General features: G+C 40.9%; 11 protein-coding genes. 7 read left to right on the plus strand and 4 right to left on the minus strand.

Features of this window, described 5'->3' with window-relative positions; genetic code table 11:
• The 3 genes from BM090_RS15255 (at position 1) to BM090_RS15275 (ending at position 4,732) form a co-directional block, all read left to right on the plus strand.
• Entirely contained in the window at positions 1–498 is a 498-nt protein-coding gene (locus BM090_RS15255) for an FUSC family protein (protein ID WP_091515333.1), read from the plus strand.
• A 318-nt stretch (positions 499–816) separates the two neighbouring features.
• Positions 817–2,028, plus strand: coding sequence for a 3-oxoadipyl-CoA thiolase (gene pcaF, locus BM090_RS15265; RefSeq protein ID WP_091515340.1), 1,212 nt, complete (start codon positions 817–819; stop codon positions 2,026–2,028).
• Between the two features lie 466 nt (positions 2,029–2,494).
• Positions 2,495–4,732, plus strand: coding sequence for a glycoside hydrolase family 3 N-terminal domain-containing protein (locus BM090_RS15275; RefSeq protein ID WP_091515346.1), 2,238 nt, complete (start codon positions 2,495–2,497; stop codon positions 4,730–4,732).
• Between the two features lie 61 nt (positions 4,733–4,793).
• Here the strand turns inward: BM090_RS15275 and BM090_RS15280 are convergent, their stop codons facing one another.
• Entirely contained in the window at positions 4,794–5,906 is a 1,113-nt protein-coding gene (locus BM090_RS15280) for a hypothetical protein (protein ID WP_091515349.1), read from the minus strand.
• A gap of 120 nt (positions 5,907–6,026) precedes the next feature.
• Here BM090_RS15280 and BM090_RS15285 point away from each other — a divergent pair, with 120 nt between their 5' ends.
• Positions 6,027–6,203, plus strand: coding sequence for an N-acetyltransferase (locus BM090_RS15285; RefSeq protein WP_221405412.1), 177 nt, complete (start codon positions 6,027–6,029; stop codon positions 6,201–6,203).
• A gap of 61 nt (positions 6,204–6,264) precedes the next feature.
• Here the strand turns inward: BM090_RS15285 and BM090_RS15290 are convergent, their stop codons facing one another.
• Positions 6,265–7,611 (minus strand): LamG-like jellyroll fold domain-containing protein, encoded by a 1,347-nt coding sequence (locus tag BM090_RS15290; protein WP_091515351.1) that lies wholly within the window; start codon positions 7,609–7,611, stop codon positions 6,265–6,267.
• A 195-nt stretch (positions 7,612–7,806) separates the two neighbouring features.
• Between BM090_RS15290 and BM090_RS15295 the strand changes: the two genes are divergently transcribed.
• Both BM090_RS15295 and BM090_RS15300 read left to right on the plus strand, forming a co-directional pair.
• Positions 7,807–8,562: a LytR/AlgR family response regulator transcription factor gene (locus BM090_RS15295; protein WP_143084002.1), complete on the plus strand. Its 756-nt coding sequence runs from the start codon at positions 7,807–7,809 to the stop codon at positions 8,560–8,562.
• Positions 8,559–10,349 carry a tetratricopeptide repeat-containing sensor histidine kinase gene (locus tag BM090_RS15300; RefSeq protein ID WP_091515358.1) on the plus strand — a complete coding sequence of 597 codons (1,791 nt, stop codon included), beginning with the start codon at positions 8,559–8,561 and terminating at the stop codon, positions 10,347–10,349. Before BM090_RS15295 ends, BM090_RS15300 begins: the two co-directional genes overlap by 4 nt.
• Before the next feature lie 94 nt (positions 10,350–10,443).
• Here BM090_RS15300 and BM090_RS15305 read toward each other — a convergent pair whose 3' ends face one another.
• The gene (locus tag BM090_RS15305) at positions 10,444–11,595 is read right to left on the minus strand and encodes a metallophosphoesterase (RefSeq protein ID WP_091515362.1); all 1,152 of its coding nucleotides are present in this window, start codon (positions 11,593–11,595) and stop codon (positions 10,444–10,446) included.
• Between the two features lie 680 nt (positions 11,596–12,275).
• On the opposite strand from BM090_RS15305, the gene BM090_RS15310 reads away from it, so the two are divergent.
• The gene (locus tag BM090_RS15310) at positions 12,276–15,152 is read left to right on the plus strand and encodes a M4 family metallopeptidase (RefSeq protein WP_091515366.1); all 2,877 of its coding nucleotides are present in this window, start codon (positions 12,276–12,278) and stop codon (positions 15,150–15,152) included.
• A 108-nt stretch (positions 15,153–15,260) separates the two neighbouring features.
• On the opposite strand, the gene BM090_RS15315 is transcribed toward BM090_RS15310, so the two are convergent.
• On the minus strand, positions 15,261–15,599 hold the full coding sequence (locus BM090_RS15315) for a hypothetical protein (RefSeq protein WP_091515370.1): 339 nt from the start codon (positions 15,597–15,599) through the stop codon (positions 15,261–15,263).
• Positions 15,600–15,772 lie beyond the last annotated feature (173 nt).

Below are 15,772 nucleotides of genomic sequence, written 5' to 3' on the forward strand. Positions count from 1 at the left end.
ATGCTCCAACTCATCAGGAAAATTGTAAAATACCCATATTTGGTGTATCTGATGCGCTGTTTGTTGGGTTTTCTGATTGGGTACGGCCTTATGCTTTCGTTTCCGCAATACGATTTCTTTTGGACGATGATTTCGATTGTGATGGTTATTTCACCCGACGAAACAGACGCCCGACGAATGACGATTGAGCGCGTAAAATCTAATTTTATTGGTTCGCTTTCGTGTCTGATAGTGTATTTTCTGCCAGTCCTGACCGTGTATAAAGTCCTGATTGCGATAGTATTAACTGTCCTGATTTGTAAGCATTTCAAAATGATGGAAGTGGCGCGTAGTGCCATTGTCGCGGTGCTGATTATTTTGGTAGAAACGCATCCGCACATTGGTCTTTCGCCAGTCAATCGCTTTTTGGCCGTGGCCTTAGGTTGTATCATTGGTTTGCTAATTACCTTGATTACATCTTATTTTAAAAATAAAGTAAAACAAAAAATAGCAGAATAATAACGGTGGTTTGTGCCAGTTGCGTTGTTTTAATTATTGCTCTTCAGTCGTCAAGATGTCGCGCCTACGGCGTTTGTTTTGGGATTAAACATTGCGCGTTGCACTACAAATATTTTAACCCTAAAGGGTTTAAAATGAGCCAATAAAAAGCCTTTAGGCTTGATTTCTTTGTAGTAAAAAATGTTTTTGTTAGGGAAAAAACGCCGTAGGCGTGGTATCTTATAATTAGAAATATTTACAATGCCGTGAGTGAATAAATACAAATGATTGTAGCGGCAACAACACCCATTTTTATACAAAAATTAAATTGATTTGAAGATGAGCAAAGAAGCCTACATCATAGACGGGATTCGTACGCCAGTTGGCAGTTTTGGCGGAACACTTTCGGCAGTTCGTACCGACGATTTGGCCGCGCTGGTTATTGCCGAATTGGTAAAAAGAAATCCTAATATTCCAGCCGAAGCCATAGACGACGTGATTTTGGGTTGCCACAATCAGGCAGGCGAAGACAACCGCAATGTGGCGCGTATGGCGGCACTGTTGGCGGGTTTGCCTGTAAGCGTACCAGGCGAAACGGTGAACCGTTTGTGTTCGTCGGGCATGGCGGCCATTGTCAATGCGGCGCGTGCCATCAAAGCCAATGAAGGCGATGTTTTCGTGGCGGGTGGCGTGGAACACATGACCAGAGGGCCTATGGTGATTTCCAAACCGACCAAAGCCTTCGGCACGGATTCCAAAATGGAAGATTCGTCGTTTGGTTGGCGATTCGTCAATCCCAAAATGAAAGAAATGTACGGCATTGACCCAATGGGCATTACAGCCGAAAACTTGGTAGAAATGTACAATATTTCGCGCCAAGACCAAGATACATTTGCGTTGCATTCGCAACAAAAAGCCACGCAAGCCACTGCGAGCGGAAGATTAGCGGAAGAAATTATTCCCGTACAAATTCCGCAAAGAAAAGGTGCACCACTTGTTTTTGACAAAGATGAGTTTGTGCGTCCAAGCACAACGCTGGAAGGCTTGGGTGAGTTGAAACCCGCATTCAAAAAAGACGGCACGGTTACGGCTGGCAACGCTTCGGGCTTGAACGATGGCGCGGCGGCGGTGTATGTGGCTTCTGGTGAGGCTGTTGCCAAATATAATTTAAAGCCTTTGGCCAGAATTGTGAGTTCGGCGGTGGTCGGTGTAGAGCCACGCATTATGGGCATTGGACCTGTGCCAGCTACCGAAAAAGCCTTGCAAAGAGCTGGGCTTACGTTGGCCGACATGGACGTAATCGAACTAAACGAGGCGTTTGCGGCGCAATCTTTGGCCTGCATTCGCGCATTGGGGCTGCAAGACAACGACCCGCGCATTAACATCAACGGCGGCGCGATTGCTATTGGTCACCCGCTGGGAATGTCGGGCACGCGTATCACGTATTCGGCGGCGCTGGAACTTCAAAAAACAAATAAAAGATATGCTTTGGCTACCATGTGTATTGGTGTGGGTCAGGGTTATGCAATAGTGTTGGAAAAGGTTAAATAAATGAATCGGTGTATTTGATTTCTTAAAGCTGTTTAAAAAAACATTTGAAATAATCACATCTGCGGCGTTGCATAGTTTTAGCGTTATGTTACCTGTACTACAAGCAATTAGTGTCTTTTTAGGTTGCGGATTGTCTGTATTTTTGATTGAATTGTCTGTCTATAATTTTTGCTTTAGGCAAAAAGATGGTTGTATCTACCCCAAACGCCGTGGGTGTGAAATTTATCATAGGGGATAAAATTATTTCGGGATAAATGAGTTCTCTTCATTTTTTTAAACAAGCGAGTAAAAAGCGCAGCGCATTAGTTATCAGTGTGCTGCGTTTTTTTTATGCGCCAAACGCCAATCTTTTGTGGGCGAGCCATTGGTTTGCTACCCAATTTTTAACAATTTTGCTGCTCAAGAGAACACACACACTCATACAATCATTTTTTTTGATTGATTAAATAAAAACTATCTGTTTAGTATGTTTTTTAACCAAAAAACAAAGCTGCTGGCCATTGCGTTGCTGGCAGTGAGTGTGAGCGTGCGTGCCCAAAAAGTAGATTATTCCGCCAAAGTGGAGCGTTTGCTTTCCCAAATGACGTTGGAAGAAAAATTAGGCCAACTCAATCAATATTCCAACGCTTCCGACCAAACGGGACCAATTACGCGCAATTCGGACGGCCAAATCGACGAAATTCGTAAAGGTCGCGTGGGTTCTATGCTCAACGTGCGCGGCGCGAAAAATACGCGTTTGTTGCAACAAGAAGCCCTCAAATCTCGCCTCAAAATTCCGATGATTTTCGGTCAAGATGTCGTACATGGCTACCGTGTTACGTTCCCGTTGCCGTTGGCGGAGGCCGCCAGTTGGGATTTGGAAATGATAGAAAAAACGGCGCGTGTGGCTGCCACAGAAGCCGCCGCTTCGGGTATTCAGTGGACTTTTGCGCCGATGGTGGACATTTCCAGAGATGCCCGTTGGGGTCGCGTGATGGAAGGTGCAGGCGAAGACACGTATTTGGGTTCTAAGATTGCCGTGGCGCGTGTGCGTGGTTTTCAGGGCAAAGGCATTGGCCAACTCGATGCGGTAATGGCTTGCGCCAAACATTTTGCCGCGTATGGGGCAGCCGTTGCAGGCCGCGACTACAACAGCGTGGATATGAGTTTGCGCCAGTTGTGGCAATATTATTTGCCGCCATTCAAAGCCGCTGTGGACGCAGGCGCAGCAACGCTCATGAACTCTTTTAACGACCTGAACGGAACGCCTGCCACAGCCAGCGCGTATTTGCAACGCGACATTCTGAAAGGGGCGTGGAAATTTGATGGTTTTGTGGTAAGTGATTGGGGTTCAATAGGGGAGATGATTCCGCACGGCTACGCCAAAGACTGCAAAGACGCTGCCGAAATGGCCATGAACGGCGGTAGCGATATGGACATGGAAAGCCGTTGTTATATCGAAAATCTGGCGGTTTTGCTCAAAGAAGGCAAGGTGAAAGAAGCGCAAATCAATGACGCGGTGCGCCGTATCCTGACCAAAAAATTTGAATTGGGTTTGTTTGAAAATCCGTATCGCTTTTCGGACGAAAAACGTGAAAAACAAGTGCTTAACAGCCCAGCGTTTCGGGAAGTGGCACGCGATATGGCACGCAAAAGCATTGTTTTGCTGAAAAATGAAAAACAAGTATTGCCTTTGGCTAAAAACTTGAAAACCATTGCGCTTGTTGGGCCTTTGGCCAAATCCAATGAAGATATGAAAGGCTTTTGGTCGGTGGATTGGGGCAAAAATGACCAATTGGTTTCGCTTTATGAAGGCGTGCAAGCCAAAGTCGGCAACCAAGCCAAGCTACTGTACGCGCAAGGTTGCGGCGTGGAAGATACTTCTACACAAGGTTTTGCGCAGGCCGTCCAAGCTGCTCAGCAAGCCGATGTGGTGGTGATGGCCGTCGGCGAAAAATACGACATGAGTGGCGAGGGGCACAGCCGTTCTAACATTCATTTGCCAGGTGTGCAAGAAGAATTGATTAAGGCGATACAGGCCACAGGCAAACCTGTAGTCGTGTTGGTGATGGGTGGCCGCCCGTTGATTTTCAACTGGACTGCCGACCACGTGCCAGCTATTGCCTTTACGTGGTGGTTGGGTAGCGAGGCAGGCAACGCGATGGCCGATGTGCTGTTTGGCGATTATAATCCGTCGGGCAAATTGCCGATGTCATTTCCGCGTAGCGAAGGCCAGTTGCCGCTGTATTACAACTACTTACATACGGGTCGCTGGCCACAAAACGACAGCGAAAAGCAATACAAATCCGCGTACTTGGATGTGAGCAACTCGCCGCGTTACGCTTTCGGCTACGGCTTGAGCTACACCAAATTTGAGTATTCGGACTTGAAACTGAGCCGCAAAAACATGACCGACACCGACCAAATAGAAGTGTCGTTCGTGCTCAAAAATGCAGGCACGCGCGAGGGCGAGGAAGTTGTACAATTGTATTTGCGCGATGTGGTGGCGCAGCCCTTGCGCCCTGTGCAGGAGCTAAAAGATTTTAGGAAAGTGAAGCTCAAAGCCCAAGAAACAACCCAAATTCGGTTTGTGATAGACCGCGAAAAACTGGCGTTTTATAACGACCAACTCGACTGGATTACGCAAGCAGGCGATTTTGATTTGATGATTGGCGCGGCCTGCAACGACATTCGCCTAACCGACCATTTTACACTGACAAAGTAAAAATAAACAGGTTTTAAAATTCTGCCGCCCCCACGCCGTAAGGTGTGGGGGCGGTTTTTTGTTATAATTTATTGGGGTCTATCTTGTTTAAACTTGCATTGATAGTAGTGCGATGGCTTTTTACTTTGCTTAAGTATCCATTTTCTCCAACTAATTCTTGACGTACAACTTCTGTTGAGGTAACGAAATTAGCAGCATATTCTCTAATGGAAGCAATATCTTGTTGGATATCAGATACTAATTTTATAATTGACCCTAAATTCTCTAAATCAAATGTATCTATATTTTTTGTCATTGCCTTTATTTCGTTTGAAAAAGGAGTAAGTACCAGTCTTTCAATTAAATAAAAATCAGTCTCTTGATAAATGTCGCATACTTCTTTGCATGTATCCTTTAGTTGAAAAATTCGCCCGTTAGGATTTTTAGAAGGGTGTTTGTTTATATTAAATTCTTTCTCATATTTTATTTGCAGTAAATCTAATTTTTGTATAAAAGTATTTATATTGTTTGCTGTTTTTAGTTTTACCTCATGTTTAAGGTTAAAATATGCATCTGCTTTGGTATATACATCATCAAAATAAGAAGGTATTAAGTCTAAAAAATTGTATAATTTACTCAAATCAGACTGCCAATTTGGTTCATCTTTTAAGAATGTACTAAAACCATTGAAAATGCCAAGTCTATCAATTTCTAAAGTCCTTGCATATTTGTTAGGCGTTGTTCTTTTTAGTATGTTATTTTTAAAGGGATTGGTTTTTTCAGCTTCATAATATTCTTTAATATTTTTTGCTCTTATTGTTATATCTTCTTCTATGTTTGCCAAATCAGCTTCCAAGAGTTTTAGTTTGTTATAACTATCTTTTCTTTCAGTAGATTCTCTCACATCTTTTTCATTTTGAAGCCCTTCTTGAAATAAATCAATCTGTATCTTGTTAGCTCTAATTTGCATATAAAATGCTAAAAAAGTTACAAATACACCTGCTAAAGCAATAAATGGGTTCATTAGACCGCCGATAGTATCGCCAATTTGGCCAGTCTTTGTAAAATTTGGCTCTGAGCTAAATGAACTATATATAAGTAAAGAAATAGGCGGTATAAATGATATTAAAAAGAAAATACCCGCTAAAATTGAAAAAATTAGCATTAAAGTATCCCAGTTATTGTGCTTTTTCATTTTGAATTTTTGTTAAAGTTTTAAATCTTCTCAATACGCTACTTGCGTATTTATACAAGACGTTTCTCGGCGGCAAAAAGGGTGACACGCAGCACTACAAAAGTTTTCCACATATTTGTAATGGCAAGATTATTACGCGTTTATGTTTGGTTGGGCGTTTGGGAGCAAAACGCGAAAGCAATTCGTTTTTATGAAAAAAATAGCTTTGTTGCTTTCGATAAACACATTTTTATACTCGGCGACGAGGCACAAACCGATATTATGATGCAATTGGTTTTAACCAAACAGCCCGAATAAACAACCACTGCGCCTATTTTGTAGCAACTCAAAATAGGCGCAGTGGTCGTTTATGTAAATATTATTTACTGATTACCAGTTTTTTAGTTGCAATATTATCTTTGCTGATTACCTGAACCATATAAATGCCATTGGCAAAATTGGCGGTGCTGATGGTCGTGTTTGTTTCCGCTGTGGCGGCATTGTACACCACTTTCCCCGCAAAATCTGTTATTTTTATGGTAGAAGGTTGGTTGGTGGTAAGGCTTACGCTGCTGCTGGCAGGGTTGGGAGCAAGTTGCAACAGATTGTTGTCTGTTGTTTTGCCGATGCCCGTAAGCGTTACGTTTTTCCAATCTCCGATTGCTTCGCAATGGCCGTTGCTGATGGCCACCGTATAATTACCGCTTTGGGTTGCTTGGTAAGTGGGGCCGCTGCCTACGTCGTTGGTCAAATTATTCAGATACCAAATATACGAATAGCCCGCGCCCAGATTTGGCGTAGAAAGCGTGTTGCCTGTTACCGTAACTTCTGGCGTGGCGGGATAAGGGTAAACCGTGGCATTGACCATCACCAGCGAGTCGCAACCCGAAGCCGTAAGATTGGGCATTGTCAGAGGATAACTACCGCTTTGGTTATATTGTGCGTAGTATCCCGCCGAGTTTTGATACACAGCGTACCCACAACCCGAAATGGCCACTTCTCCGTAGGTTTGCGAACATTGATAGCTGCTATAATGGTAAATTTTTCTTACTTCGTAGCGTGTGAGAGCTCTGTTATAAATGGCAATATCGTCTAAACTGGTGTTTTGCAGATAGCTGGTAATGTTATTTCTACGTCCAATATTAAACTGAATAGTAGCAGTGGGTGCGGTGAGTGCTATCATAGCGGTAGTGGAATCGGTGGCCACATTATCAAAATAGAAAACGCCTTTGTTTTCTGACTTAACGAATACCACGTGATGCCATGCGCCATCTGTTTTATAAGCAGGGCCAGAAAAATTACCTCCTCCTAAAAAACGGAAATGGCTATTAAAGTTGTCGATACCCCAACCGTTGGCGGTGGTAGCTTGCGAGTTATCTATAATGCCCGCGTATGAACTGCTGGCCGTTTTGTACCAAAAAGAAATGCTAATTTCAGAACCTGTAATAGACCAAGGGCTGCCGTTGGTTGCCACCAAACAGCTATTCTGAAAAAGACCTGCTTCTTGCCCTGTGCCAAAGCGGTTTGAGGCGGCGGCTACTGAACTGTTAGTCAGAGAGTAAGTGTCGTTTCCGCCGTATGGGTTGCCAATCGTTGCAATTCCGTTATAGCTATTGAGCGAGTAAAACGCCACCAAGCCCGAAGAGGGAACGGGAAGTTGTGCCTTTACTTGTTGTAGTGTGCCCATGCTCAAGAGGTAAGCGATGATAAGTAATATTTTTTTCATGATATTTTATGTTTTTTTGAAGGAATACACAAGGTTACTTAGCTGTTTCCAGAAAAGAGGGCGTTACTTTACCAGTAGCGGGTTTCACTACATAAAGTGTAAAAAACACTGCTTTAGCTTTTGTACTACTAATAGGGGTTTTTGTATGAATATTTGGCTGTGTTTTTTGTTAAATTGCACAATAATCTTTCAGGTATGGCCAAAATAAAAACATTGATTGTGGATGACGAACAAAGCGCACGCACTTTGTTACGGAAAATAATAGAGGAACATTGTCCCGCATTGGAGATAGTGGACGAGGCCGCCGACGTAAAAACCGCCGTAAAATTGATAAATAATAACCCAATAGAATTGGTATTGTTGGATATAGAAATGCCCAACGAAAACGGTTTTGCTTTGTTTGAATATTTTAATCAACCCACCTTCGAAACTATTTTTTGTACGGCGTATTCTGATTATGCCGTTAAAGCGTTTGAAGTAAGTGCGATTGATTATATTTTAAAGCCAATAAGTATTGCCAAATTAATTTTGGCCGTCGAAAAATCAATTAAAATATTGGGGCAAAATCAGTTATTAAATCGTGTAAATGCACTCAAAGAAAATTTGACGGTAAATAAGCTACAAAAAATAGCATTGCCGTTGTCTGATGGCTTGCAATTTATCAAACTCGAAGATATTTATTATTTTGAAGCAGATGGTGCATATACACACGTTGTTACTCCACAACAAAGCTATTTGGCTTGCAAACGCCTGAAAGAATTTGATGATTTACTGAATGAAGATACTCGATTTTTTCGGGCACATCGTTCCTTTTTTGTGAACATACAGCAAATTAAAAAGTATGTAAAAAAAGAAGGTGCCTCTTTATTATTTGAAAATAATAAACTCATACCCATTGCCCGCGAAAAGAAAAACGAATTTGATGAATTTATAGGAGGGATTAGTGTATGAAAACGAAATTAATTTTCATTTTTGTATTTATTAAAATACTTGTCAATGCGCAAAATCCAAGCGATACATTGCTTTCAAAAATAAAAAATTATACTAAGCAAGATAGCGTAAGAGTAGAACTTTTGGTAGATGCTTGCGTGGCGGGAATATTTACAGCCGATACGCAACACATTTCGTATGCAAATGAGGCTTTTTCTATTTCCAAAAAAATAAATTATGAATTAGGAAAAATACGTGCCATTAATTGTATCGGTAATTATTATTTTCAACGTGCCGACTTTGATAAAGCAATTAATTATTATACCCAAGCACTTAAACTTGCGGAAAGTAGAAAAGATGGCAGTAATATTATTATTAGTAAAAGCAATATTGCCAATGTGTTTGCTCATACGAAAAGAGAAAGGAAATCTATTTCATTGTATAAAGAATGTGATGCTATTCTGTTAGAACGTGGCGACTCGCTTACGCAAAATCGGGCGGCTATTCTTACCAACATGGCGACGGCCTATTCGTCCATTCAGCAACATGATTCTGCTATTACGGCTTACAATAAAGTCCTGATTATCTGCCATAAAATAAATAGCGTGTTCGGACTGGGCATTACAAAATCCAATTTGGCAAGCGAATATTATCTTACCAAAAACTATGATACTGCCCTGAAATACGCGCAAAAATCTTTAGAAATTACTAATCAATATCATTTAGATTTCCTGAAAACTACGCTGTACAAAACGTTTGGTTCTACCTACGTGGCGATGGGAAATGCTAAAAAAGGCGTTCAATATTTGAATTTATGTGTCGAACTTTCAAAAAATATAAATGCCAAAGAAAATCTGTTGGAAGTATATGGGAAATTGCATAATGCTTATGCTGCTGGTAATGATTTTCGGAATGCTTATTTGAATGCTGTTAATTATATAGTTCTTAAAGATACGATATTTGGAATTGAAAAAGAAAAAACTATAAACGAAATAAATACCAAATATGAAACGGAAAAAAAGGAAATTGCGATAAAAGAACTACAGCAAAAAAATGTGATTTTTGGTTTGCAATCTCAACGAAAAACGATTGTTATTTATGGGATTTTAGGAGGAATAATCGCTGTATTATTGGTTGCGTATTTTATGTTTATGCGCTATAAAAGTAAAAAACAAAATGAGTTACTGACCATACAACTATTAGAAGCGAAGAAAACTTTTGAGGCGGAGAAAAAGGCCACAGATAGCGAACTGAAAGCACTTAAAAGCCAAATGAATCCGCATTTTCTTTTCAATGCACTAAATAGCGTACAGGAACAATTTATGTATGGCGATAAAATGAAAGGAAATGAGTTGCTGAGCGATTTTACGTATCTTACCCGACAAATTTTAAGTGTATCAGGTAAAAAACAAATTCCACTTAATACAGAAATTGAAATTCTGACCAAATACTTAGAATTGGAAAATATGCGCTTTGCAAAGGACTTTGAATATAGCATTACTTGCGATGAAATAATAGATGAAGATTATATTTCTATTCCGCCCATGATGATACAACCTTTTGTAGAAAACAGCATCAAACATGGGCTATTGCACAAGCAAGGAGAGAAAAAAATAGATATTTATTTCTCTTTGGATGAGGCACAAGAAACACTCCTGTGTAAGGTGCAAGACAATGGCATTGGTAGAAAAAAATCGGCTGAAATAAAATCAAAAAATGAGCATAAACACGTTTCTTTTTCTACGGATTCGATACAACAACGCTTGGAATTATTAAATCAAAATTTGAAATTAAAAAACCTTGTCTAGTACGTTGATGAAATGGATACTAATGGTAATTCGTTGGGCACGAGCGTATTTATTAAAATTCCGTTGGTTTAAATTTTTAACCATTTATCGAAAACTAACTCAACAACTTCCTGTAAATCACCACCGTTTCGTTGGGGTCGTGGGCGGAAGGCTCCAGAAATTCCAACCACGTTTGGCCGTTGTCGTAGTAGCGCAGAGCCGCAATGCCTTTGTGCGCGTGCGTAAATTGTGCTTTGCCACCTTTTTTTACAAACGCAATTTTGCTGGCCGAGCCGCTTACGACGTAGTGATTGTTGTGCCGATTAAAATACTGCAAATTGTGTTCATGGCCAGCCACGTACACAATGTTATTTCGTTCTTCTTTTAGAACCGAAAGTAAAGTTTCGCGGAGACTGCGGTAGCGCGGGTGTGCCATGTCTTCTTTTGCCCCAAATACTTTGCGGTACAGCGGGTACAAACTTCCCGCAATTGGCAAGGGAAAATACAATGATTTGTGAATGGCCGTAAGCGGGAAAACGTGCTGCTTGGGCGTGAATTTGCCCGCGTGTAACGCATTGCTATACAGCGGGTGATGCCCCACAATCAATATTTTTTTGTCTCTGTTTTTGATTAAAATATTTTTCAGCAGTCGCGCAAAATCGTTTTTATTTTCGGCGCGGGAGCTGTACGCACTCGACACGGGGCGCGTGCCTTCTTTTTGTACCCACCATTGCGTATTGATGACCAGCAACAAAATATCGTCGGTGAGCCAAATTTCTTCGGGGCCAAGTTCGTTAAGATGCGGTTTAAATATATTCAGGCGGCGCAAACGCTCCTGATAATATTGCTCTTGGCGCAAAAGATATTCTCCGCCGTTGGGCTTGCCTTTGTTCCAGTCGTGGTTGCCAGACAAGAAAAAAATATTACCCTTAAAGTGCTGTAAAAGAGATATTTGTGTGTTGGCAATTTGTTCGGCGGCGGCGCGTAGGCGATGGCCTTCGGGCGGCATTCCGCGAGGGTAAATATTATCGCCCAAGAAAACAATAGTTTGTTTGGGAGCAGGCAACATGGCCATTTCGCGACGCATGAGCGAGATAATTGGGTCGGGCGCGTCGGTGGCTACTGCGCCAGCGTCGCCAACCAGCAACACCGAATGAAGTATTTGTGCTTGGTCATCGGGGCGGTGGTTGAGCCAGTCTGTTTCACTGTCGGCGTAATAGGGTTGTTTGCCGCTGGATTCAAACAACGTGTTGGGTAGCCCTTTCATTTTCTGTAACAAATTGAAATCTAATTACAACAAACAACACTAAACAGTGTTGTTTGTTGTGAAAAATCTAAAAATAACTGCCTCAAAGGTAATGGATTTGCTTTCAATATGATGTTTAAAATCTGCTTTTTTATTGCATCCTACGGTTTTTATTTGAAAACTAGACCTTAAAAAATGCTTAAAAAAAGATTAAAAAGTGAATTATAATACATGGAATATAAAAATTAACAATGTATTGTTTTTTGTTGTTATTAAAATTGTTCTAAAAATAATTATATATCCTAAGTTTATTAAAGGAAGGTTTTGAGTATGTGGAATTTTTAACTGAAAAATATTTAAATACAGTTTTTTTATCGAGTAATACTCTGTAAATCAAAATATTATTCGCTTTTTATTTTTAATAATATTTTATTATGAGCATATATTCTAATAAGTATTTATTGTATGTTTTATTGGATTTCTATGTTTGAATCAAATAAAATATGTTTTTAAAAATTTTGAAAATTCGCTTATTTATGTTTTTTTATTTTGAATGCAAACGATTGCTTATTGTAAAATAGCCTATTGTATCCTAAATAAATATTTTTCTACATTTGCAATGCTTTTTCAGAATAGCATAAAACTTACACTGTAAAAGTAATACACATTATTATTCCCTTTTTCTTCTAAACAATTATTAAATGAAAAAAAATTACACAAAAAGCGCAGCATTAGCGGCACTTTTATTGGGCACGACAACATTTGCCAATGCTCAACAAAGACTTTTGGAAAGAGTTAATGCCTCAGACGGCAAGCCTTCGTTTGCTCGTTTTGATACCAAAAATGGTAGCAGCGCAGTTCGTTTATCGCAAGGTGCAGGCGCATTGAAGCAATTGTTGCAAGCTGGGCAGGTAGAATCATTTGCACGCATCAAATCCGAAACTGACCAATTGGGAATGGTACACGAAAAGTACCAACAGTTTTACAAAGGCATCAAAGTAGAGTTTGCAACTTACACGCTTCACGCCAAAAACGGCTTAGTGGAAACGGCAAGCGGCGATTATAGAACTATTAGCGATTTGTCTATAACGCCTTCGTTGTCAGAAGCGCAAGCTCTTGCTAAAGCTACTAAATACATTGGTGCGAAATCTTATAAATGGGAAAATCGTGCGGAAGCTGCTTGGTTTAGAGCCAATACAGGCAAAAGCTTTGATCCTAAAGGTGAATTAGTGATTTGCCCAGACTATTACGGCAACGAAGCTCCGCGCTTGGCTTACAAATTCGACATTTACGCACAGCAACCAATTAGCCGCGATTATGTATATGTAGATGCACAATCAGGCAAAATTTTGTACAAAGAACCAATTATTAAGCACGCTAACGCGGTGGGGTCTGCCGATACTCGCTATTCGGGTACAAAAAACATTACAGCAGATTCTTACAGCAGCACGTACCGTCTTCGTGAAACAAGCAGAGGCTTAGGCATCGAAACGTATAACTGTAAAAAAGGAAGTAGCTACACGGCTGCCGTTGATTTCACGGATGCAAACAACACTTGGACAGCTACCGAATTTAATAATACAGCGATGGACAATGCGGCACTTGATGCACATTGGGGCGCAGAAATGACTTATGATTATTGGAGCACAGTGCATGGCCGTAACAGCTACGACAATGCAGGGGCGAAAATCAAAAGTTACGTTCACTTCGACGATGATCCAAGTGATGGTGTGGGTTTTGAAAATGCTTACTGGGATGGCAGCGTAATGACTTACGGCGATGGCGCAACTCGTTTCAAGCCGCTTACAAGTTTGGACGTTTGTGCGCACGAAATCGGTCACGCTGTTTGTGAAAAAACGGCAAATTTGGCTTATCAGAAAGAATCTGGTGCTCTGAATGAAGGCTTTAGTGATATTTGGGGTGCGGCTGTAGAATATTATGCAGCACCAACCAAAAGTACTTGGCTTATCGGTGAAGACATCGACAAACAACGCCCTTCGCTTCGCTCCATGAGCAATCCGAATGCTGAAGGCCAACCTGATACTTATGGCGGAACTTATTGGCAAAACCCAGCTTGTACGCCTACTTCAAACAACGACTATTGCGGTGTACACACAAATAGTGGTGTGTTGAATTATTGGTTCTATTTGCTTTCGGTGGGTGGCTCTGGTACTAATGATATAGGCAGTGCGTTTACTGTAACAGGTATTACGATTGATAAAGCAGCTAAAATTGCTTTCCGTGCAGAAAGTTTGTATTTGACAGCCAACGCAACTTTTGTTAACACACGTCAATACACCATTCAGGCAGCAACAGAGCTTTATGGCGCAGCTTCTAACGAAGTGATTCAGACGACAAATGCTTGGTATGCAGTAGGTGTGGGTGCTGCTTATTCTACAACGCCTCCTCCAACCTCTTCTTACTGTGCTTCTAAAGGTAATACGGTAACTGACGAATGGATTGACTTGGTTCAATTGGGAACTATCAGCAGAACATCTACGGCTGATGCAGGTTACAAAGATGCTACCTCTCTTTCTACTAATTTGACATTGGGTGCAGCTGCCACTATCTCTTTTAGTGCAGGTTTTGCTTCTACGGCTTACACAGAATACTGGAGAGTTTGGATTGACTACAACAAAGACAACGACTTTGACGACGCAGGCGAATTAGTAGTTTCTACTTCTTCAAGCTCGGCGGCTACGCTTACAGGTACATTTACGGTGCCAACTACGGCTAGCACTGGCGCAACTCGTATGCGTGTGTCGATGAAATACAATGCAGCGCAAACAGGTCCTTGCGAAACGTTCTCTTACGGTGAAGTAGAGGATTATACAGTGAACTTGGCAACAGGAACAACTACGCCGCCAACCACTGTAACATACTGTGCTTCAAAAGGTAATAGCGTAACTGACGAATGGATTGATTTGGTTCAATTGGGAACTATCAGCAGAACTTCTACGGCTGATGCAGGTTACAAAGATGCTACATCACTTTCTACGAATCTGACTAAAGGTGCTTCGGCTACTATCTCATTTAGTGCTGGTTTTGCTTCTACGGCTTACACAGAATATTGGAGAGTTTGGATTGACTATAACAAAGACGGCGATTTTGCAGACGCTGGCGAACAGGTAGTTGCGACGTCCTCAAGCTCTGCGGCTACGCTTACAGGTACATTCACTGTTCCAGCGACAGCCAGCACAGGTTCTACACGTATGCGCGTGTCGATGAAATACAATGCAGCACAAACAAGTTCTTGCGAAACATTCTCTTACGGTGAAGTAGAAGACTATACTGTAAACATTGTTACTGCATTTGCGCCAAGCACATTGGCTAAGTCGTCAGGCTTGAACATTACGACATTCCCGAACCCTGCGAGCAGCGTAATTACATTGCAAGCAGACCAAACACTTGAATCGGCTAAAGTACGCATTCACAACACTATCGGCGCGTTGATGTACGAAGGTGAAATGAGCGGTACAGAGCAAGAAATCAACGTAAGCGAGTTGTCGGCTGGTGTATATGTAATCAGCGTACAATCGGAGCAAGGTTTGAAATCATTCCGTTTCATCAAACAATAATTTAAGTTTAGTATTACTGGTTAATAGTGAAAAATGCTACTGTGGTCGGTTCGCCCGATGCAGTAGCATTTTTATTTGCTCAATAACTTAAGTGATGCGATACTCGCGTTATATGTTTTTGAAAAAATCTTTAACTTCGCTAATATGGGTAGTATTATTGAATGATTTTATTACGTCTCCCTGTATGCTTTCTGTTCTTACATCAATGCTTCCATTAGTGTGATTATAAACAAAGCATAGTTTTTTATTATTAACCTGCAACCATAATACATTTTTCATTTCACCTTGCCTTGATAATACTTTAATATCAGCTGTTGCTTTCCAAATGATTCCGCCAGCAATTGCTAATACGATCTCATTTACATTATGGGCGTGATGATCTGCTCTGTCAAGAACTCCTTTTAAGTATTCTCTAAGAACTTCAATATTTTGAACTGTTGTTGGCATATTTTACTCAATTAATTTCCCCAATTTCAGAAACGAATACAAGAAATCTAAATATTTTTATATTCTGTTCTTTGGCCATATCTTACACCCCTTTGGGCTGTGGAAAAAAAACGCTTGCATTGCTTGTGTTTTTGTATCACTTTTACGACCGTACTATAAACCAATTATTGTAT

This window comes from Flexibacter flexilis DSM 6793 (assembly GCF_900112255.1).
Taxonomy (GTDB): domain Bacteria; phylum Bacteroidota; class Bacteroidia; order Cytophagales; family Flexibacteraceae; genus Flexibacter; species Flexibacter flexilis.

Excerpts from the sequence above, each read along its gene's own strand:
- BM090_RS15275 (WP_091515346.1), top strand. The coding sequence starts at position 2,495 with ATGTTTTTTAACCAAAAAACAAAGCTGCTGGCCATTGCGTTGCTGGCA.
- BM090_RS15285 (WP_221405412.1), top strand. The coding sequence starts at position 6,027 with ATGGCAAGATTATTACGCGTTTATGTTTGGTTGGGCGTTTGGGAGCAA.
- BM090_RS15255 (WP_091515333.1), top strand. The coding sequence starts at position 1 with ATGCTCCAACTCATCAGGAAAATTGTAAAATACCCATATTTGGTGTAT.
- BM090_RS15300 (WP_091515358.1), top strand. The coding sequence starts at position 8,559 with ATGAAAACGAAATTAATTTTCATTTTTGTATTTATTAAAATACTTGTC.
- BM090_RS15315 (WP_091515370.1), bottom strand. The coding sequence starts at position 15,599 with ATGCCAACAACAGTTCAAAATATTGAAGTTCTTAGAGAATACTTAAAA.
- BM090_RS15280 (WP_091515349.1), bottom strand. The coding sequence starts at position 5,906 with ATGAAAAAGCACAATAACTGGGATACTTTAATGCTAATTTTTTCAATT.
- BM090_RS15290 (WP_091515351.1), bottom strand. The coding sequence starts at position 7,611 with ATGAAAAAAATATTACTTATCATCGCTTACCTCTTGAGCATGGGCACA.
- BM090_RS15305 (WP_091515362.1), bottom strand. The coding sequence starts at position 11,595 with ATGAAAGGGCTACCCAACACGTTGTTTGAATCCAGCGGCAAACAACCC.
- pcaF (WP_091515340.1), top strand. The coding sequence starts at position 817 with ATGAGCAAAGAAGCCTACATCATAGACGGGATTCGTACGCCAGTTGGC.
- BM090_RS15295 (WP_143084002.1), top strand. The coding sequence starts at position 7,807 with ATGGCCAAAATAAAAACATTGATTGTGGATGACGAACAAAGCGCACGC.
- BM090_RS15310 (WP_091515366.1), top strand. The coding sequence starts at position 12,276 with ATGAAAAAAAATTACACAAAAAGCGCAGCATTAGCGGCACTTTTATTG.